Origin of the sequence: Flavobacterium segetis (genome assembly GCF_900129575.1) — a bacterium.
Classification (GTDB): domain Bacteria; phylum Bacteroidota; class Bacteroidia; order Flavobacteriales; family Flavobacteriaceae; genus Flavobacterium; species Flavobacterium segetis.
In genome coordinates this window covers 1-20,327 of record NZ_FQWE01000006.1, presented here as the reverse complement: position 1 = coordinate 20,327, position 20,327 = coordinate 1, and the positions used below count along the sequence as shown (strand labels likewise).

General features: G+C 33.6%; 19 protein-coding genes. 13 read left to right on the top strand and 6 right to left on the bottom strand.

Features of this window, described 5'->3' with window-relative positions:
- Positions 1-60: 60 nt before the first annotated feature.
- On the bottom strand, positions 61-1,104 hold the full coding sequence (locus tag BUA99_RS09735; RefSeq protein ID WP_072991534.1) for an NAD(P)-dependent alcohol dehydrogenase: 1,044 nt from the start codon (positions 1,102-1,104) through the stop codon (positions 61-63).
- 336 nt (positions 1,105-1,440) lie between these two features.
- On the opposite strand from BUA99_RS09735, the gene BUA99_RS09730 reads away from it, so the two are divergent.
- Positions 1,441-1,875: a DUF6526 family protein gene (locus BUA99_RS09730; protein ID WP_072991531.1), complete on the top strand. Its 435-nt coding sequence runs from the start codon at positions 1,441-1,443 to the stop codon at positions 1,873-1,875.
- Between the two features lie 71 nt (positions 1,876-1,946).
- Positions 1,947-2,516, top strand: a complete 570-nt coding sequence (locus BUA99_RS09725; protein ID WP_072991528.1) for a pentapeptide repeat-containing protein — start codon at positions 1,947-1,949, stop codon at positions 2,514-2,516.
- Here the strand turns inward: BUA99_RS09725 and BUA99_RS09720 are convergent.
- From BUA99_RS09720 to glyA, 5 genes are all read right to left on the bottom strand, one after another.
- The gene (locus BUA99_RS09720; protein ID WP_072991526.1) at positions 2,513-3,193 is read right to left on the bottom strand and encodes an ABC transporter ATP-binding protein; all 681 of its coding nucleotides are present in this window, start codon (positions 3,191-3,193) and stop codon (positions 2,513-2,515) included. The two genes, BUA99_RS09725 and BUA99_RS09720, sit on opposite strands and share 4 nt — an antisense overlap.
- A 2-nt stretch (positions 3,194-3,195) precedes the next feature.
- On the bottom strand, positions 3,196-4,452 hold the full coding sequence (locus tag BUA99_RS09715) for an ABC transporter permease (RefSeq protein WP_072991523.1): 1,257 nt from the start codon (positions 4,450-4,452) through the stop codon (positions 3,196-3,198).
- On the bottom strand, positions 4,449-5,546 hold the full coding sequence (locus BUA99_RS09710; RefSeq protein WP_072991521.1) for an efflux RND transporter periplasmic adaptor subunit: 1,098 nt from the start codon (positions 5,544-5,546) through the stop codon (positions 4,449-4,451). Before BUA99_RS09710 ends, BUA99_RS09715 begins: the two co-directional genes overlap by 4 nt.
- Positions 5,547-5,701: 155 nt before the next feature.
- Positions 5,702-6,295, bottom strand: a complete 594-nt coding sequence (gene miaE / locus BUA99_RS09705) for a MiaE family protein (RefSeq protein ID WP_072991518.1) — start codon at positions 6,293-6,295, stop codon at positions 5,702-5,704.
- A gap of 117 nt (positions 6,296-6,412) precedes the next feature.
- A complete protein-coding gene (gene glyA, locus BUA99_RS09700; RefSeq protein WP_072991516.1) occupies positions 6,413-7,687 on the bottom strand; it encodes a serine hydroxymethyltransferase in 1,275 nt (424 codons plus the stop codon).
- A 108-nt stretch (positions 7,688-7,795) separates the two neighbouring features.
- Here glyA and fahA point away from each other — a divergent pair, with 108 nt between their 5' ends.
- The 11 genes from fahA (at position 7,796) to BUA99_RS09645 (ending at position 20,212) form a co-directional block, all read left to right on the top strand.
- Positions 7,796-9,079: a fumarylacetoacetase gene (fahA, locus tag BUA99_RS09695; protein ID WP_072991514.1), complete on the top strand. Its 1,284-nt coding sequence runs from the start codon at positions 7,796-7,798 to the stop codon at positions 9,077-9,079.
- Positions 9,080-9,225: 146 nt separating this feature from the next.
- Positions 9,226-10,410, top strand: coding sequence for a hypothetical protein (locus tag BUA99_RS09690; protein ID WP_072991512.1), 1,185 nt, complete (start codon positions 9,226-9,228; stop codon positions 10,408-10,410).
- A 465-nt stretch (positions 10,411-10,875) separates the two neighbouring features.
- A complete protein-coding gene (locus tag BUA99_RS09685) occupies positions 10,876-11,499 on the top strand; it encodes a GNAT family N-acetyltransferase (protein ID WP_084673520.1) in 624 nt (207 codons plus the stop codon).
- Between the two features lie 68 nt (positions 11,500-11,567).
- A complete protein-coding gene (locus BUA99_RS09680; protein WP_072991509.1) occupies positions 11,568-12,761 on the top strand; it encodes an argininosuccinate synthase in 1,194 nt (397 codons plus the stop codon).
- 156 nt (positions 12,762-12,917) lie between these two features.
- The gene (argC, locus tag BUA99_RS09675) at positions 12,918-13,895 is read left to right on the top strand and encodes an N-acetyl-gamma-glutamyl-phosphate reductase (RefSeq protein ID WP_072992100.1); all 978 of its coding nucleotides are present in this window, start codon (positions 12,918-12,920) and stop codon (positions 13,893-13,895) included.
- Positions 13,896-13,970: 75 nt separating this feature from the next.
- Positions 13,971-15,122 carry an aspartate aminotransferase family protein gene (locus BUA99_RS09670; protein ID WP_072991507.1) on the top strand — a complete coding sequence of 384 codons (1,152 nt, stop codon included), beginning with the start codon at positions 13,971-13,973 and terminating at the stop codon, positions 15,120-15,122.
- 138 nt (positions 15,123-15,260) lie between these two features.
- Positions 15,261-16,457, top strand: coding sequence for a glutamate-5-semialdehyde dehydrogenase (locus tag BUA99_RS09665; RefSeq protein WP_072991505.1), 1,197 nt, complete (start codon positions 15,261-15,263; stop codon positions 16,455-16,457).
- A gap of 92 nt (positions 16,458-16,549) precedes the next feature.
- The gene (proB, locus tag BUA99_RS09660; protein WP_072991502.1) at positions 16,550-17,311 is read left to right on the top strand and encodes a glutamate 5-kinase; all 762 of its coding nucleotides are present in this window, start codon (positions 16,550-16,552) and stop codon (positions 17,309-17,311) included.
- A 2-nt stretch (positions 17,312-17,313) separates the two neighbouring features.
- Positions 17,314-18,261 (top strand): N-acetylornithine carbamoyltransferase, encoded by a 948-nt coding sequence (locus BUA99_RS09655; RefSeq protein WP_072991499.1) that lies wholly within the window; start codon positions 17,314-17,316, stop codon positions 18,259-18,261.
- Positions 18,251-19,036, top strand: a complete 786-nt coding sequence (gene argB, locus BUA99_RS09650; RefSeq protein WP_072991497.1) for an acetylglutamate kinase — start codon at positions 18,251-18,253, stop codon at positions 19,034-19,036. The genes BUA99_RS09655 and argB overlap by 11 nt, the downstream gene beginning before the upstream one ends.
- A gap of 105 nt (positions 19,037-19,141) precedes the next feature.
- On the top strand, positions 19,142-20,212 hold the full coding sequence (locus BUA99_RS09645; RefSeq protein ID WP_072991494.1) for a M20 family metallo-hydrolase: 1,071 nt from the start codon (positions 19,142-19,144) through the stop codon (positions 20,210-20,212).
- The last annotated feature ends 115 nt before the right edge of the window (positions 20,213-20,327 follow it).

Sequence of the window (20,327 nt, the reverse complement as noted above, 5' to 3'; positions counted from 1 at the left end):
ACAAAAAACGCTGCAAGTAATTACAGCGTTTTTTTTTTGATAAACATCTAAAATCTAATTTTACAGGGTTGCCATATCAATTACAAAACGATAGCGCACATCTCCTTTGATCATTCGATCGTAAGCTTCATGAACATTTTTGATATCTATCATTTCAATATCTGAAACGATATCATGTTCTGCACAATAATCAAGCATTTCTTGAGTTTCTGGCAGCCCACCGATAAGTGAACCCGCTAAACTTTTTCTTCCTCCTATCAAACTAAATGCATGAATTTCATAAGGTGTTGGTGGCACTCCCACGCAAATGTGAACTCCGTTTACTCGTAATAAAGAAAGATATAAATTCAAATCATGTGGCGCAGAAACAGTATCCAGAATAAAATCAAAATAGCCAGTTACACTTTTTAATTGTTCTGCATCTTTAGTTACAATAAACTTATGTGCTCCTAGTTTTTTAGCATCTGCCTCTTTTTCAGGTGAAGTACTTAGTACAGTGACTTCTGCTCCAAATGCAACTCCAAATTTTACTGCCATGTGCCCTAAACCGCCCAAGCCTAAAACGGCTAGTTTATGCCCTTTCCCAACTTTCCAATGTCTTAATGGAGAGTACGTTGTAATTCCTGCACAAAGCAGCGGAGCAACAGCAGCTAAATCTAATTTATCTGAAATGTGAAGCACAAAATCTTCATGAACTACAATTGTATTCGAATAACCTCCGTAAGTTGGAGTTTTTCCATCCTGTTCTAAGGCGTTGTAGGTTCCCGTACTTCCATTAGAACAAAATTGCTCTAAGCCTTCTTTACAGTTTTCGCATTTTCTACAAGAATCAACTAAACAGCCCGTTCCCGCAAGGTCACCAACTTTAAATTTTTTGACATGACTTCCGACTTTCACAACTTTACCAACAATTTCATGACCAGGAACCATAGGAAAAATAGATCCGCCCCAATCATCTTTTATCTGATGCAGGTCGCTGTGACAAACCCCACAAAATTGAATGTCAAATTGTACATCATGTGGTCCTACCTCTCTGCGCTCGAAACTCCAAGGAGCTAAATCTGTTTTTTTATCCTGAACGGCATATCCCTTCGTTTGTATCATAATTTTAATTTTTACTAAAATTAAGAAATTATTATACCTTATACTGATTTATGACTCACAATAATTATATAATTTTATTTGAAATAGTTCTATAACTAATCAAAAAATAACGCGAATTATAAGACCTGTCTTCATAAGTGTTCTATATCTTAAAGTAAAATTCTCTTTAGATTTAAAAACATTGATTGCTTTTAGCATAAAATCTAAGAATTATTCATTGGTAAATTATCTTAAAAATAAAAACATATTTTTTAATTTATCTCGGCAAAACTTTTTCAACTCAACTCTTTTATATAAATTATAAGTTTTTGAGTATCTTTAGAAAAACAATAAAAAATGAAAACGCAATCTTACAAAAATCATATCCGCTTTTATCCTCCGCATCATTTTGTTTACTATCCCGTAATAATGGCATTTTTATCCTGCAGTATTTATTTTGCCCTTACAACTTCAGATACAGTAATATGGTCATTTATAAGTGTCGTCTTTGCTGTACTTTTTTGTTTAGCGTTTATGCTTCGTCAACATTATGCCTTAACACTTCAAAACCGAATTGTACGGATAGAATTACGATATCGTTATCTCGCCGCAACGGGAAAACGATTTGAGGAAATCGAAAATAAACTTACTGATTATCAAATATTTGCGTTACGATTTGCACCCGATGAGGAACTTCCTGATTTAACTCAAAAAGCACTAATCGAAAATCTTTCAGGTGATGATATAAAAAAATCAATTAAAAACTGGAAAGGCGATTACGAAAGAGTTTAATCATAAGTAATTATTATATAATAGCCGTTTAGAATTTGTTTCTTTGCTGCTATTAAATTTAAAATTACAAAATGCCAGAATATTTTCTTGATATTGAATACAAAAACATTACTTACACTGAAGAGGAAGTCAACTTTAAGGAATTTGAATCTTGTACGTTTTCCAATTGTAATTTCTCACATTGCGTTTTTGTGGCAGTTACTTTTATTGATTGCACATTTAACGACTGTATTTTTAGCGAGGCCAAAATTAATTATGTGGCCTTTAGAACGGTAATATTTAATCATTGCGAAATCAAAGAGGTGAATTTTGCAATGTGCGATAAGCTGATTTTCGAAATTGCATTTAATGATTGTATTTTAGATTTCTCCAAATTTTATACGCTAAAAATAAAAAGAACATCTTTCACTAACTGTAGTTTGATTGCAGTGGATTTTATGAATACTGATTTAACAGAAGTAGTTTTTGACAATTGTGATTTGTACCGAAGCGAGTTTGCAAAAGCGATAGCTAATAAAGCTAATTTTCAAACGAGCTACAATTACACGATTGATCCCACCAAAACAAAAATTAAGAAAGCAATTTTTTCTTTAGAAAGTGTAAAAGGATTGCTTTACAAACATGATATTATAGTGAACTAGGAAATTATTTTCCCATCTTCCATGGTTATAATTCTATTAGTTCTTTCAGCAAAGTCGTTATCGTGGGTTACCACTAGCAAAGTCTGATTTTCCTCTTGTGTCAATTTATTAAAAATATCAAAAACCAAGTCACTATTTTTTTTGTCTAAATTGCCTGTAGGTTCATCGCCCATAATTAAAACAGGATCATTGATTAAAGCTCTCGCAATCGCAACACGCTGTTTCTGTCCGCCACTCAATTGATTAGTCATTTTAAGAGCTTGATCGCCCATGTCTAAGGTTTTTAAGTGTTCCATAGCTCGATGCTCTAATTCCTCATTTGAATATTTACCTAATTTCATTCCAGGAAGCATCACATTTTTCAATGCAGAGTATTCAGCTAACAAGTAATGAAATTGAAAAACAAAACCTATTTTTTCATTTCTGATAATTGCTAATTCCTTATCCGTTTTTCCTGTCACAAGTTGGTTATCAATCAAGATCTTACCTTCATAATCAGTATCCATAGTAGAAAGCAAATACAACAAAGTTGATTTTCCACAACCTGATTTGCCGACTACAGAAATAAATTCGCCATGATTTATTTTCAAGTCAATTTCTTTTAGTACCTGAAATTTCACAGGGTCATAAAAATATTTGCTTAAGCCAATTGTCTCTAAAATTGTGTTATTTTCCATATTTATTTACCTCGAATAATGGACACTGGATCTACTTTACTCGCTTTTAAGGCTGGAAAAAGTCCGGCAATGATTGTTGTAAATAATGCAAACACAATTCCTATTACATAATAAATAGGGTTATAATCTATTGGATAAGTTGTTACAGTAGGCAATGAAGCTGTTTTAAAAGGAATTAAATCTATGATGGAGGAGAAAATATAACCAAATACTAGACCTAAAGTTCCTCCAGCAAGTCCGATAATTACTGACAGCGATATAAAAATCCATTTTACGTCATTTCCTGAAAACCCAGTCGCTTTTAGTATTGCAATACTATCCATTTTTTCATAAATCATCATGTTTAAAATATTGTAAATTCCAAAACCTGCAACGGTCAAAAGCACGAATCCTACTGCATAAGAGATAATGCTTCGCACTGAACTTCCTGTTTCAAACTGAGAATTAGCCGTTTTAAAATCAATCGCATCAACCACAAATTTGTCTTTAAATTCTTTCGAAACAGTGAGAGCCGATTCGATATCGTACAAATTAACCTGAATATCGGTGATATAATTGGTGGGTTCACCTAACATCTTTTGAGCAGTGTTTAATGATGTGTAGCTCATCGTATTATCAATTTCTGCTATTCCAATTTCTGAGATACCTACAATTTTAAGTGAAGCTAAATTCCCTTTAGCAGTCGTAATTTTAATAATATCGCCTATAGTAAGCAACATTTTATCTGATAAACCTTTTCCAATAATAATACTATTGTTTTGCAGCAAGTCGGCAACTTTTCCTTCTATAATATTATCGCTAATTTTAAATAATTTATCTTCTGATAAAACATCAATACCATTAATAATACCAGATATTTCGATAGTTCCCGTATTGAAAAAAACGGGTAAAGTAACCTTCGGTGCCACATCAATAACTCGGGAATCTTTTTTTAAAACAGCAATAATAGTTTTACTATTGTAAATGGATAAACCGATGTTTTTTGGTTTAATGGAACCTAAAAAATTTGTTTTATCCTTAAATTCCTTGGATAAAAATATAGGTTGATTCTCTGATGGTTTTATTTCGTTATAGAGTAAAACATGAGGAGTTCTATTCATCATTAATCCATCTAATAAACCGTTTAATCCATTCATAAAACCTACTAAAGCAATAAACATAGCAATACTAAACGTTACTCCAACTGCTGCAACAATGGTTTGTTTTAGTCGAGCTCGAAGCAAATGAAGGGCTATATTTAAGATTAGCTTTGTATTCATTGTTTAGCTTTATAAATCATTTCATCGGCTTTTAATCCGTCTAAAATTTCTACTTTTTCATAGTCGCTTAAACCAGTTTTCACCTCTCTTTTCTCCTTTTCATTTACTAACACATATTTGCCGTCAATTAAATAGGCCTTTGGAATGGTGATAGCATTTTTCTTAATTTGGATAATAATATTGGCTTCAGCAGTAAGATTTGGGTATAATTTTACTGGTGGATAAATAAAGTGCGCTTCAATTTTAAATGTACGGGAACGCTCATCCATAATAGGATAAATTTTATCTACATTGGCCTCAAAAACTTTTCCTTTATAGCTGTCCATAGTTACAAGTACTTTTTGTCCAAGTTGGACACGAACCATGTCGTTTTCATCTACTTCGAGTTCTAATAAAAAAGAATTCGTTTGACCAATAATTGCTAAAGGAATTTGTGGAGTGATCAAAGTACCTTCCTTGACTAAAATATCGAATAATTGTCCAGAGAATGCACTTTTTATAAAAAAATCATTTTGGGATTGCTGGTTTAATCTGAGATTATTTGCATTTCTGCTCTGATCATTTTTCAACTGCGCTCTTAATTGCGTCAATTGTTTTTGAGAAGATTCGTAATTAATTTTCGAACTTTTATAACTAAGTTCCACTCTTTCAAAATCAACTTGAGAAATACCACCTTGTTTGATTACATTTTTATTTCGGTTGAAAATAGATTCATCTAATGCTAATTTATCTTTAGCAGATTGAACTTTCAGTACCATTTCAGCGATTTTATCTTGGATGAATCTGCTACTTTCTAAACTTAATTGATAGGCCAATTGAGCATTTTCTGTATTGATTTCTGCTTTGTCACTTTCTAATTCAAAAAGCGTTTGACCTTTATTAATAGATTGACCAACGATGACATTTACTTTTTGTAGTGTTCCGTTAACAGTAGCATAAACGGTGTATTGACCTTCCGCTTTTACAACTCCCGATGCGTAAACACTTTCTGTAACATCGCCGATTGTTGGTTTGATTTTTTCCGATTCCTTTTTGGAACAAGAATATATAGAGACAATTACCAAAACCACTAATGATGCTATTCTAGAACTCATTTTACTCCTTATTTAACTTTAGAAATTCAAATTAATTGAACTATAAATATACAAAAATAAGAAGTGTAACTTTGGTTTTATTCTTACATAATTCCGTTGAATAAATAAAAGACTTAAGGTCAAGCATTATCTTTCTATCAGGAATGTAAAACTAATTATCCGTGAATCGTTTCGCTTTTACCATAATTTTCGATCACAGAAGCTTCAAATTCAATCCATTCTCGCCATCTTTTTTCTACGTCAATTCCATTTCCGTATTTTCGAGCATAAGTAATAAAAGTAGTGTAATGTCCCGCTTCACTTTCCATCAATTCTCTGTAGAATACTGACAACTCTTCATCTTGAATGTTTTCAGAAAGTACTTTAAAACGTTCGCAACTTCTGGCCTCAATCATTGCCGAGAAAAGTAAACGCTCTACTAAACTAGAAACTCGGCTACCATTTCCATTCTTTTTCATGTACAAATACAACTCATTTACATAATCGTCTTTACGTTCTCGTCCTAGCTTTAGTCCACGTTTGATGATTATATTATGAACTTGCTCAAAATGATCAATTTCTTCTTTGGCTAAAGCCAATAAATCCTGAACTAAATCTTGATGCTCAGAGTTATTAGTGATAATTGTAATTGCGTTTGTAGCTGCTTTTTGTTCACACCAAGCGTGATCCGTCAATATTTCCTCAATATTTTTTTCTACAATATTCACCCATCTAGGATCTGTTGGCAATTTTAATCTAAGTACAGACATTGAAAATTTGTTTAAAGTTTCAGGTTAATGTAAAAATAAAAAAGTTTAAAGTTTAAAATTGCGTCATACATTACTGCAAAACACCACTTTAAACCTTAAACTTTAAACAAAAGTTATTTAATATACGAAAATAGCTCTTTCGCTCATCATTTCGTTAACTTCATTAGCAACCGCCTCGATAACGTCTTCATTAGTATGATCTACTAAAACCCTGTCGATTAAATCAACAATAGTTTCCATGTCTGATTCTACAAGACCACGAGTAGTAATTGCTGCAGTACCTACACGAATTCCCGAAGTAACAAATGGAGATTTATCATCAAATGGAACCATATTTTTATTTACTGTGATTTCTGCTTTCACTAGTGCGTTTTCAGCATCTTTACCAGAAATATTTTTATTTCTTAAATCGATCAACATCATGTGATTGTCAGTCCCGCCAGAAATAATTTCGTATCCTCTTTTTACAAAAGCATCTGCCATAGCATTTGCGTTCTTTTGTAATTGTAAAGCATACGTAAAAAATTCATCTTTTAATGCTTCACCAAAAGCTACAGCTTTAGCAGCAATAATGTGCATTAATGGACCACCTTGATTTCCAGGGAAAACAGCTAAATCTAACAATGAAGACATCATTCTTATTTCTCCTTTTGGAGTTGTTGCACCAAATGGGTTTGGAAAATCTTTCCCCATCATGATTAAACCACCACGAGGACCACGTAATGTTTTGTGAGTTGTTGTTGTTACAATATGACAATGTGGTAAAGGATCGTTCATCAAACCTTTAGCAATAAGGCCAGCCGGATGAGAAATATCAGCTAATAATATAGCACCTACACTGTCAGCAATTACTCTAAAACGTTCAAAATCCATATCACGAGAATAAGCCGAAGCTCCAGCAATAATTAATTTTGGTTGCTCTCTAGTTGCTATTTCTTGAATTTTGTCGTAATTTAATAATCCAGTTTCTTTGTCAACACCATAAAAAGATGGCGTGTACAAACGTCCTGAAAAGTTGACGGGAGAACCGTGAGTCAAGTGACCACCGTGAGCTAAGTCAAAACCTAAAATTTTATCACCAGGTTTAATACAAGCATGGTAAACTGCAGTATTAGCTTGAGATCCAGAGTGTGGTTGCACATTAGCATATTCAGCACCAAATAACTCTTTGGCTCTATCTATAGCAATTTGCTCCACAACATCAACTACTTCGCAACCTCCGTAGTATCTTTTGCCAGGATATCCTTCAGCATATTTATTAGTTAGCACTGAACCAGCCGCTTCCATTACTTCGTCACTTACAAAGTTTTCTGAAGCGATAAGTTCTAATCCGTGAATTTGTCTTTCTTGTTCTTCTAGAATAAGGTCAAAAATTTGTTCGTCGCGTTGCATTTTTTTGATTTTCGTTAATTTGATGCAAAAATACGAAAAAACGTTTGGTTAATAGTTAGATTATAATATATTTGATGAGTTATTTTTTAACAAATTAATTAACAAGATATGCCAATAACAGCTAACGATACAAACAGAAAATCATGGTTAGAAGTCCCTTCAAACAGTGATTTCCCAATACAAAATATACCCTTTGGAGTTTTTCTTACAAGAGAAAATATAGTAACTGTGGGAACTAGAATAGGCGATTTTGCTATTGACCTTGGAGCACTGCAGCAATTAAATTATTTTGAAGGAATTGAATTGACAGATGATATGTTTATGCAAGATACTTTAAATGATTTCATTTCAGATGGTCAAAAAACATGGCGATTAGTTCGTAATCGCATTGCAGAACTTTTTGATGTAGAAAATCCTAAATTGCAGGAAAATAAAAAGGATTGTGAAACGATCATTTTTAAGATGGATGAAGTAGAAATGCAACTACCTGTTCTTATAGGTGATTATACTGATTTTTATTCTAGTAAGGAACATGCAACTAATGTTGGGACCATGTTTCGCGATCCAGACAATGCATTATTACCAAACTGGTTGCATATTCCAGTAGGTTATCACGGCCGTAGTTCCACAATCGTTCCATCTGGAATTCCAGTACACAGACCTATGGGTCAAACCTTGCCTGCTGGTGAAACAACGCCAGTTTTTGGTCCTTCACGTTTAGTTGATTTTGAACTAGAAACTGCCTTTATTACAACTGATGTAAACATTATGGGCGAGAATATTTTAATTACCGAAGCCGAAGAATATATTTTTGGAATGGTTTTGCTAAATGACTGGAGTGCAAGAGATATTCAAAAATGGGAATATGTGCCACTAGGTCCATTCTTAGCTAAAAGTTTTGCCTCATCAATATCACCTTGGATTGTTACGATGGATGCTCTAGAACCTTTTAAAACCAAAGGCCCTAAGCAAGAACCAACACCACTGCCCTACTTACAACAAAAAGGAAAACATTCTTTCGACATTCATTTAGAAGTTGCTATTCAGCCAGAAAAATCAGAGCCAACTGTGATTTCACGTTCCAATTTTAAATATATGTACTGGACTATGAGTCAGCAATTAGCGCATCATACCTCTAATGGTTGTCGTGTAAATTCAGGCGACATGATGGGTTCAGGAACTATTTCAGGGCCTACTCCTGATAGTTTGGGATCTATGCTAGAATTAACATGGGGAGGAAAAAATCCTGTCAAATTAAATAATGGAACTGAACGTAAATTTATAAATGACAATGACACTGTTATTATGAAAGGTTATTCTCAAAATGAAAATGTAAGAATCGGTTTTGGAGAAGTGTCTAGCAAACTGCTTCCTACATTCGTGCGAAAATAAAAATGATAAAATAATTACATTTAAACCTAGCAACTATTTTATATTTGTTAGGTTTTTTTATGGCATTATTTTTGGCTTAGTAAAATATATAAATTGTCGAAGTAATCGAATAATAATTACAATAGAACCTCTTAACAATTGCGCTTATGAAAAAAATTACTCTACTTCTATCCTTTTTTATTATCGCCAGCGGCTGTGGTGTAAAGCAAACACAAAATTTATTAAGCTCAGGAAATTATGATCAGGCAATTGATAACGCAATTTCTAATTTGCGAACTAATAAAGACAAAAAAGGAAAACAAGATTACGTTTATTTATTAGAAGAGGCTTTTGCTAAGGCTCAAGAGCGAGATTTAAATTCTGTTAATTTGTTTGCAAAAGATGCTAATCCTGCACAATTAGAAAAAATATATAACACTTATATTCAGTTAAATCAGCGACAAGAAGATATAAAACCCATACTTCCGTTAAAACTTCTAAGAGAAGGAAGAAATGCGATTTTTCCTTTTGATAATTATAATGATAGAATAATAAGTAGTAAAAATGCTTTATCATCTTATCTATACACGAATGCAAAAAATTTAATGAATTCAACTGATAAATTAAATTTCAGAAAAGCATTTGATGATTTAGAGTATTTAAATAAAATAAATCCAAACTATAAAAATGTTCTTCAATTGATGGATGAATCTAAATTTAAAGGATCTGATTTTGTTTGGGTTTATACTAAAAATGAAACAAACATGATTATTCCAGTACGATTGCAAAACGATTTATTAGATTTTGGTACGTTGGGACTTAATGACAGATGGACCGTTTACCACAGTTCAAAACAAAAGGGTACTAATTATGATTACGGAATGATTATTAATTTCAGACAAATATACATTTCACCAGAGCAAATAAAAGAGCGCGAATTTGCAAAAGAACGAATTGTTAAAGATGGTACTAAAAAACTTATTGACGCCAATGGAAAAGAGGTTATTGATGATAAGGGAAAAGTTGTCATGGTCGATGATTTAAAAAAAGTAAACGCTAGTATTTATGAATTTAGACAATTTAAATCTTGCCAAATTACAGCTAAAATTGATTATATAAACCTCAGAAACAATCAACTGATAAAAACTTTTCCCTTAACGAGTGAGTATGTTTTTGAAAACATTTATGCAACTTATAAAGGAGATCGAAGAGCATCAGACGATAATTACTTTTCGTATTTTGATAAAAGAGCGATTCAATTTCCTAGTAGTGAGCAGATGGTTTATGACACCGGTGAAGATTTAAAAGCAAAATTGAAAGGAATAATTACCCAAAATAGATTTAGAAATTAATTAAATCACTCAATTAATATAAAACTCCTTGATTTAAAACGATCAAGGAGTTTTTTTAAGCAAAAATCGAGAATACCATAAAAATATATTACAAATAACTATTTAAGTAGCTCATTTCAAAAATTTGTTTACTTTTGACCTAATGAAAAATCAAAATTTAAATATAAATCCAATTCTACGGACAAACAAACGGACTACTTCTCCCGAAGTACGGACACTATTAGTATAGTTTCCACGATTGTTTACTTATATTTTTATTTATTTTCATTTTTTCTATTTTGAATTCGACCCTATTTTTTATTGGATTAATCTTTCCTAAAACTGCTATCCTTTTTTTGATCAGTTTCACTATTTCTATACGCGTAATTATTCTCAGCTGCATACATAATGTATTGACATGCAATTCTGTCTTTTTAGATCAACAAAAAAATCTCCTTTTACCTAACTCAAAATTAAAATCTTGAAATGAATATTTCTATCATAACAACTCAGGAAGATCATTATAAATATTCACAAGAAATATGTGATACTATAGAATTGTCCGCCCTTTTGAGAGGTACTGGAATTGCTAAAAGAACTCCAGAATACATCAAAAAAAAGATGGAAAGTAAAGATGCAGTGATTGCGTTAGACAATGGAAAGTTCGCCGGTTTTTGTTATATCGAAAGTTGGCAACACGGAAAATTTGTTGCCCATTCTGGACTAATTGTGCATCCAGATTATAGAAATTTAGGTTTAGCCAAAAAAATTAAATCCTTTGTATTTGACTATTCCTTAGAGAAATATCCACAAGCAAAAGTATTTGGGATCACTACAGGCTTAGCAGTAATGAAGATCAATTCCGATTTAGGCTATAAACCAGTTCCTTTTTCAGAGTTGACCAGCGATCCAAGTTTCTGGAATGGATGTCAAACTTGTACTAATTATGAAATCCTAAAAAGTAAAGATAATAAATTATGCTTGTGCACTGGGATGCTTTATGATCCTCAAGAAAAGTCTAAAAATCCTGTCAAACACCCATTCAATATCCGGATCTGGAACCGATTGAGAAAAATTAAGCAAGCCATTTTCTTAGAAAAAGTAATATAAATTATAAATTCATAGGTCTCTAAATATGATACGAGGTATCATTTAAGTTGATCGATAAAAAAAATAAAATGAAAAAAGTAGTATTAGCTTACAGCGGCGGTTTAGACACCTCTTATTGCCTGAAATATTTAAAAAACGATAAAGGATACCAAGTTCATACCGTTCTTATCAATACAGGAGGATTTGACGAAGCGGAACTAGTCGCAATTGAAGAAAGAGCCTACGAATTAGGAAGTGCACAACATACCAACCTTACCATTGTAGATAAATATTATGATAAAGCGATCAAGTATTTGATCTATGGTAATGTGCTAAAAAACAATACGTATCCACTCTCTGTGAGTGCTGAGCGTGTGTTTCAAGCTATGGAAGCGATAAAATATGCCAAATCGGTTGGTGCTGATGCAATTGCTCACGGAAGCACGGGTGCAGGAAATGACCAAATCCGTTTTGATTTAATTTTTCAAACCATTGCTCCCGAAATTGAAATCATCACTCCTATTCGTGATTTAAAATTATCCAGAGAAGAGGAAGTAGCTTACTTACAAGCAAATGGCGTAGAATATTCATGGGAAAAAGCGCAATATTCGATCAATAAAGGACTCTGGGGAACTAGTGTTGGCGGTAAAGAAACCTTGACTTCAAACCTTCCTTTACCTAGTGAAGCGTATCCCTCACAATTGCAAAAAGAAGGAGAAGAAAAAGTGACTTTAGAATTTAACAAAGGAGAATTAATTGCCGTAAATGGCAAGAAGGATAAACCCTCAAATAATATTGTTGCACTTGAAAAATTAGCGAGCGCTTTTGCCATTGGGAGAGACATCCATGTTGGCGACACGATAATTGGGATTAAAGGAAGAGTTGGTTTTGAAGCTGCTGCACCCTTAATTATTATCAAAGCACACCATTTATTAGAGAAACACACCTTGGGCAAATGGCAACAGCATTGGAAAGAACAGCTAGGAAACTGGTACGGAATGCTATTTCATGAAGGTCAATTTCTGGATCCAGTGATGCGAAATATCGAAACTTTTCTGGAAGACACACAAAAAACAGTGAATGGAACGGTGACCGTGGCGTTAAAACCATATCATTTTACGTTGGACGGAATCGAGTCGGACAATGATTTAATGAACACTAGTTTTGGTCAATATGGCGAAATGAACAATGCCTGGACCGCTGACGATGCTAAAGGATTTAGCAAAATTTTAGGCAATGCGCAAAACATATTTTCTGCGGTAAATAAGGAAACGTACATATAATAATTATAAGTGTTTGGGCGTGACCCTTCGTAAAAACTGCGGGTCGGGCTATTAGCTGTATCTTTTGTTCCGCTAACGCTTCACAAAAGGATGCCGCATCTATCCCTCACGCAAGAAAACACAGTAAATACCAATTCTCAAAAATTAAATAAAATTATGATCAACGTTGGAATAATAGGTGGTTCAGGATATACAGCAGGAGAATTAATCAGAATATTGATGTTTCATTCTCATGCAACTATTGATTTTGTTTACAGCACAACTAATGCTGGAAAACCACTATCAGTGGCACATCATGATTTGCTGGGTGATATTGAAATGAATTTTACTGATACTGTGAATCCAAATGTGAATGTTGTTTTCCTGTGTTTGGGTCATGGTAAATCGAAATCATTTTTAGAACAAAATCAATTTGCCACGGAAACTAAAATTATCGATTTAGGAAATGATTTCCGTTTGGCAAAAGACGCAACATTTAAAGGAAATTCATTTGTTTACGGTTTACCAGAATTAAATAAAGTAGCTATTAAAAATGCTCAATATATTGCCAATCCAGGTTGTTTTGCTACCGCTATTCAATTAGCATTGTTGCCTTTGGCGCAAGCCGGAATACTAACTACTGATGTTCATATAAATGCCACAACAGGAAGCACTGGCGCTGGAGTTTCTCCCTCAGAGACAACGCATTTTAGTTGGAGATCCAATAATATGTCGCATTACAAAGCATTTGATCACCAACATTTAGGAGAAATAAATCAAAGCGTCAATCAATTGCAAGCTGATTATAACAACGAATTAATTTTCGTACCCAACAGAGGAGATTTTGCCAGAGGAATTTTTGCCACATTATATACCACAATAGAAGAAAGTTTAGAAGCTGTCGCTGCAAAATATGATCATTTTTACAAAGACCATCCTTTTGTAACAATCACCACAATTGACATCAATATGAAACAAGTGGTCCAAACTAACAAGTGTATTATTAGTTTACTAAAAAAAGGAAATCGGTTGTTGATTACCTCCGTAGTTGATAATTTAGTAAAAGGCGCTTCTGGCCAGGCGATTCAAAACATGAATTTAATGTTTGGATTGGAGGAAACAACAGGATTACATTTGAAACCGAGCGGATTTTAAAAACGTGTATTCAATTAAATAAATTAGAAGTTTAGGCAAATCATTCACTAAACAATTAAACAAAAATAATTAAAAATGAACTTATTTAACGTTTATCCATTATACGATGTCACCCCAGTAAAAGGACTGGATTGCATCATTACTGATGACAAAGGAATCGAATATTTAGATCTTTATGGCGGTCATGCTGTCATTTCAGTTGGTCATACACACCCAGAATATGTCGCCAAACTAAAAGATCAATTGGATCATTTAGCCTTTTATTCCAATGCAATTCAAAATCCAATTCAAGAAGAATTAGCAACTAAGCTTGGAAAACTTTCCGGCTGTGAAAAGTATGATTTATTCTTGTGTAGTTCTGGAGCTGAGGCCAATGAAAATGCGTTGAAACTAGCTTCTTTTGTTAATGGCAAATCAAGAGTAATTGCCTTCAAAAACTCTTTCCACGGAAGAACTTCTGCAGCGGTTGCTGTAACCGACAATGAAAAAATTAATGCGCCTTTAAACAAGCAACAAAAAGTTACATTCTTAGCATTCGATGATGCTGCTGCTTTAGAAAATGAATTAAAAAAAGGAGATGTATCCTCAGTCATAATTGAATCTATTCAAGGTGTTGGCGGTTTAGATCAAGCTTCAACCGCGTTTTTTCAAACGCTTGAAAAGTTGTGTAAAACCTACGATGTAGTTTTAATCTTGGATGAAGTTCAAGCTGGATATGGCAGAACAGGTGCGTTTTTTGGTTTTCAGCATCATAACATCAAACCCGATATTATTACCATTGCAAAAGGTATGGGAAATGGATTCCCTATTGGAGGCGTTTTAATTAGTCCTCATATTCCAGCGGTATATGGAATGTTAGGAACGACTTTTGGCGGAAATCATCTTTCCTGTGCGGCGGGAATAGCCGTTTTAGATATTATCGAAAAAGAGAAATTGATGGATAATGCCATCGCTATTTCTGCCTATTTTCAAGAACAAATAAAAAGTGTTCCCGAAGTTATCCAGGTAAAAGGAAGAGGCTTAATGCTGGGTGTCGAATTCGATTTTGATGTAAGTGCCTTGCGAAAAAAATTAATTCTTGAAAAACATATTTTTACAGGAAGTGCCAGTAATAAAAATTTACTGAGAATCCTGCCACCACTGACAATCAAGAAAGAAGCGATTGACACTTTTATTAGAGCTTTAAAAGAAAGTTTAGCTGAATTAAGACACAATTTAACTGCGTAAGGGATTGCAGTGGAGCTCTTTTTAGGATTAGCTTTTTAGATAATTATAAAAAAGCGGGAACGAATAGCTCGCCCCTAAGTTGCGAGGAGGAATAACGAAGCAATCTGCAAGGTCACGCCTAACTAAAAAAATGAGAAGATGAAAACACTATTATCCATAACCATAAGAAATTCAGTTTTAAGCAAAATGGCAGCACTTTTAGAGCAAGAAAGAGCCATTATAAAGACAGTAAATCAACAGGATTTAAGTAATTATTCTGGAGCTGACCTAGCAATGGAGAAACGTTTGATAGTTGATGATGCAAAGATTGACAGTATGATTTTATCTTTGAATCAATTGACTGATCAAGATGATCCTGTTGGAGTGGAAAGATTTCGTTTTACGCATGAAAACGGTATGAAAATTAGTAATAAAACAGCCGCTTTTGGAACTATCCTGATAATTTATGAATCCAGACCAGATGTTACAGTTGAAGCCGGCGGAATTGCCTTTAAATCAGGTAACAAAATTCTGCTAAAAGGTGGAAAAGAATCTTTACTGTCCAATTTAAAAATTATCGAATTATGGCATCTAGCATTAAAGGATAGTGAAGTGGCTACTGATTGGGTAGAATATTTGAATTACAACCGAGAAGAAACGCAAGCATTCTTAGAGCATCCAACACAAAAGGTCGATTTAATTGTTCCTCGTGGTGGTGAAAACCTTATCAACTTTGTTAAGAAACACGCTACTTGCCCAGTGATTGTAAGCGGTAGAGGAAATAATTTTGTCTACGTAAACAAAGATGCTGATTTAGATAAAACATTGGCTATTATCATCAATGGAAAAACATCTAATATCTCTGTTTGTAATGCATTGGACAAAGTACTTATTGATGCTAATTTACCTAATTGGGAAATTTTTGCCAAGCAAATTATTAATGAACTTCAATTATTTAACGTTGAGGTACTAGGAGACGAGGCCGTAGTACAAGCAACTGGAGTGAAAGCAATTGAATCTGATTTGATTTGGTACGAAGAGTTCTTAGAGTACAAAATCGTTATAGGAACAACTAATTCTGATCAAGAAGCAATTGAAAAAATTAACAAATATTGCGGTGGTCATTCTGCTTCCATAATAACAAAAAATGATAGTATTGCGCAAGAGTTTATGGAAAATGTGGATACGGCAGCCGTCTATCATAATGCATCCACTCGGTTTACTGATGGAGGACAATTCGGTCTTGGTGGGGAACTAGCTATTAGCACGGACAAACTGCATCAAAGAGGACCAATAGGACTACAGCATCTCGTTACTAATAAATGGTACATTTACGGAGAGGGACAGATTAGATAGAAATTGAAATATTAAAAGATTGAAGTATTTGAGGGATAAAAACAACGAAATTTTTAAATTTTTAAATCTTTCCATTTTGAAATTAAATTATAATGGCGAAAAAAAGAATATTACTAAAAATAGGTACCAATACACTAACCAGAGAAACCAATCATATTTCAAGAGGCAAGATTGAGGATATTGGAATGCAAATAGCCGGTTTAAACGACGAATATGAATTTATTATTGTAAGCTCAGGCGCTATTGCTGCTGCAAAACAGTTTGTAAAACTGGAAAGTAAAGGCAAAGAAATTGTAGTTAAACAAGCGTTGGCTTCTATTGGACAACCGCATTTAATGCGGATTTTTCATGAAAACTTCAGTGATTTAGGATTGCTCACTTCACAGTGTCTACTCTCCTATTCCGACTTTGAAAAAGAGCAATCAAAAGTCAATATCGTTAATACGATCAATGTATTAGTAGAAAATAATTATATCCCGATTATTAACGAAAATGATACCGTTGCAACTGATGAAATTCAGTTTGGTGACAATGATAAATTAGCAGCATTAGCAGCTGTTTTATTAAAAGTTGATGTATTAATCATAGCAACCAATACAAATGGAATTTACACTAAATCATCTATCTACGATATAAAACCTGAAACAATTACTTTAGTTGAAGACCTACAATCTCTTCAAAAAGAAGTAGGTGACAATAAATCTTCTCACGGAACTGGTGGTATGCAATCTAAAATTGAAGCGGCAGCAATTGCCAAAGCTGCAAACATAGAGACTTGGATTGTAAATGGTTTAAATGATAATTTCATTATGAATGCATTAGAAAACAAAATTCCTTTTACCAAAATAATATAAAGATGAATTACACTTCAATAAAAGATATTGATTCGCTCTCTAAATGGGTGAAATCAGCAATTAAAATTAAAAGCAAACCACTTAAAAATAAAAAACTAGGAAAGAACAAAACCCTAGGGATGTTATTTTTTAATCCAAGTTTAAGAACGCGTTTGAGCACCCAAAAAGCAGCGCTGAATTTAGGAATGAACGTTATAGTCATGAATTTTACTAGTGAAGGTTGGACATTAGAATTTGAAGATGGTGCTGTCATGAATTCAAGTGCATCAGAGCATATTAAGGAAGCCGCTGAAGTCGTTTCTCAATATTGCGATATTATTGCTATTAGAGCCTTTGCAGGATTGACAGACAAAGAAAAAGACAATGCCGAAACCGTACTTTCTGGATTCTTAAAATATGCTACAGTACCAATTATAAATATGGAAAGTGCCACAGGACATCCCTTGCAATCGCTTGCTGATGCTATCACCATGGAAGAGTTCAAAACAGAACATAAACCGAAGGTAGTTTTGTCTTGGGCTCCACATCCTAAAGCTTTACCTCAGGCTGTAGCCAACTCCTTTGTGGAAATGATGCAGTTGCAAGATGCAGACTTCGTAATCACGCATCCTGAAGGGTATGAATTGAATCCTGAAATCACGAAAGGTTCCAAGATTGAATACGACCAACAAAAAGCGTTTGAAAATGCTGATTTTATCTATGCTAAAAACTGGAGTAATTACAAAGAATATGGTCAAATTACAAATTCTGATCCTAATTGGACGGTAATAGCAGATAAAATGGCCCTGACCAATAATGCAAAGTTTATGCACTGTTTGCCTGTACGACGTAATATAATTGTAACGGATGAAGTGCTAGATAGCGAAAATTCGATTGTGATTGAACAAGCAAATAACAGAACGTATGCAGCGCAGTTAGTCTTACAAAAAATCTTGAAAAATGAAAAATAAAAAATCACTGCAGGTCATTAAAATAGGAGGAAACATTATTGATAATCCAAAGGAATTAAAACAATTTTTAACTGATTTTTCTGCGATTGAAGGGCTCAAAATACTAATTCACGGTGGCGGAAAATCCGCAACTAAAATGGCCAAAAGTATTGGTTTACTGCCGCAAATGATCGACGGACGTCGTGTTACCGATGCCCGAATGCTTGATGTGGTAGTAATGATTTATGCTGGTCAAATTAATAAAAATATCATTGCACAATTACAAGCTCATAATACTAATGCGATGGGATTTTCTGGAGCAGATGGAAATTTAATTAAATCTAGTAAAAGAGACCATCCTACAATTGATTACGGCTTTGTAGGGGATGTAAAATCAATAAACACTCCGTTATTAGAGACTTTGCTTTCTATCGGAATCGTTCCTGTTTTTTGCGCAATTACCCATGATAAGGACGGACAATTATTAAATACAAATGCAGATACGATTGCAAGTGAATTAGCTATAGCCTTCTCAGACGTCTTTGAAGTAACTTTGAATTATTGCTTCGAAAAACCGGGCGTTTTATTCGATTCAGAAGATGATTGTTCTGTAATTTTAAACATGAACGCCGAATTATATTCAAAATTAAAAGAAGAAAAAGCTATTCATTCCGGCATGATTCCTAAATTAGACAACTGTTTCAATAGTTTGTCCAAAGGCGTTAAAAAAATAAAAATTGGTCATCACAACCTGTTGCAAAACGAAAATTCAGTTTGCACGACTATACAACTATAAAAAATTGAACCATTAACAAATTTAAGTTTCATTAAGAAATAAAAAACTTAATTATCTTAATTCCCTTAATGGTTTAAAATAACTTTTACGCTTTTGTAAAAAAATATGAAAAAAATTCAAACCCTTACACAAGAAGCCATTGCGCTACTAAAAGTACTAATTAAAACGCCTTCCTTTTCAAGTGAAGAAGATAAGACAGCACTTTTAATCGAAAATTGGTTTACACAAAATAACATTCCTTTCAAAAGAGAAAATAATAATGTTTGGGCTTTTAATAAACATCTTGACGCCAACAAACCAACACTTTTACTCAATTCGCACCACGATACCGTAAAGCCTAACCAAGGTTACACTAACCATCCTTTTGAAGCCATCGAAAAAGATGGTAAATTATTTGGTTTAGGAAGTAATGATGCTGGCGGTTGTTTAGTTTCTTTGCTAGCCACTTTTGTTCATTTTTACGATAATGAAAATCTGCCTTACAATATCGTAATGGTAGCTTCAGCCGAAGAAGAAAGCAGCGGTAAAAAAGGCTTAAATAGTGTTCTAAAACATTTACCGGCTCTAGAATGTGCTATTGTGGGCGAACCTACCCTTATGCAATTGGCTATAGCTGAAAAAGGTTTATTGGTGCTCGATGTTAAAGTAAAAGGAACGCCAAGTCACGCCGCACATCAAAATGACGACAATGCAATTTACAAAACGATTCCCATTATGGAATGGTTTAAAAACTATAGTTTCGACAAAATATCAGAGCAATTAGGCCCTGTAAAAATGACCGTAACACAAGTCTCTGCTGGAAAACAACACAATGTAGTTCCTTCAGAATGTGATTTAGTTATCGATATCCGTGTCAACGATCGTTATACGAATCATGAAATTTTACAGATAGTAAAAGACAATGTGAATGCAGAGGTTACGCCACGTTCTATGAATTTAAGTTCGTCTTCTATTCCAGAATCGCACGGATTAGTAAAAGCCGGAATTGCTTTAGGATGCTCGACTTATGGCTCTCCTACCCTTTCTGATCAATCGGTTTTGAGCTGTCAATCCTTGAAATTAGGACCTGGAGATACGCTGCGGTCACATACTGCGGACGAATTTATCTATTTGAACGAAATCGAGAAAGGAATTGAATTGTACATAAGGATTTTAAGCAATTTTTTTAAACAGTAAATTGATTTGGAGCTATTCCTGCTCATATCTTTGCTTTGAATAGAAATATATGAAATACTTAACTTTGAAATATTAATCAATAACAAAACAAAGTTGCATAATCGTGGTCGTGCTA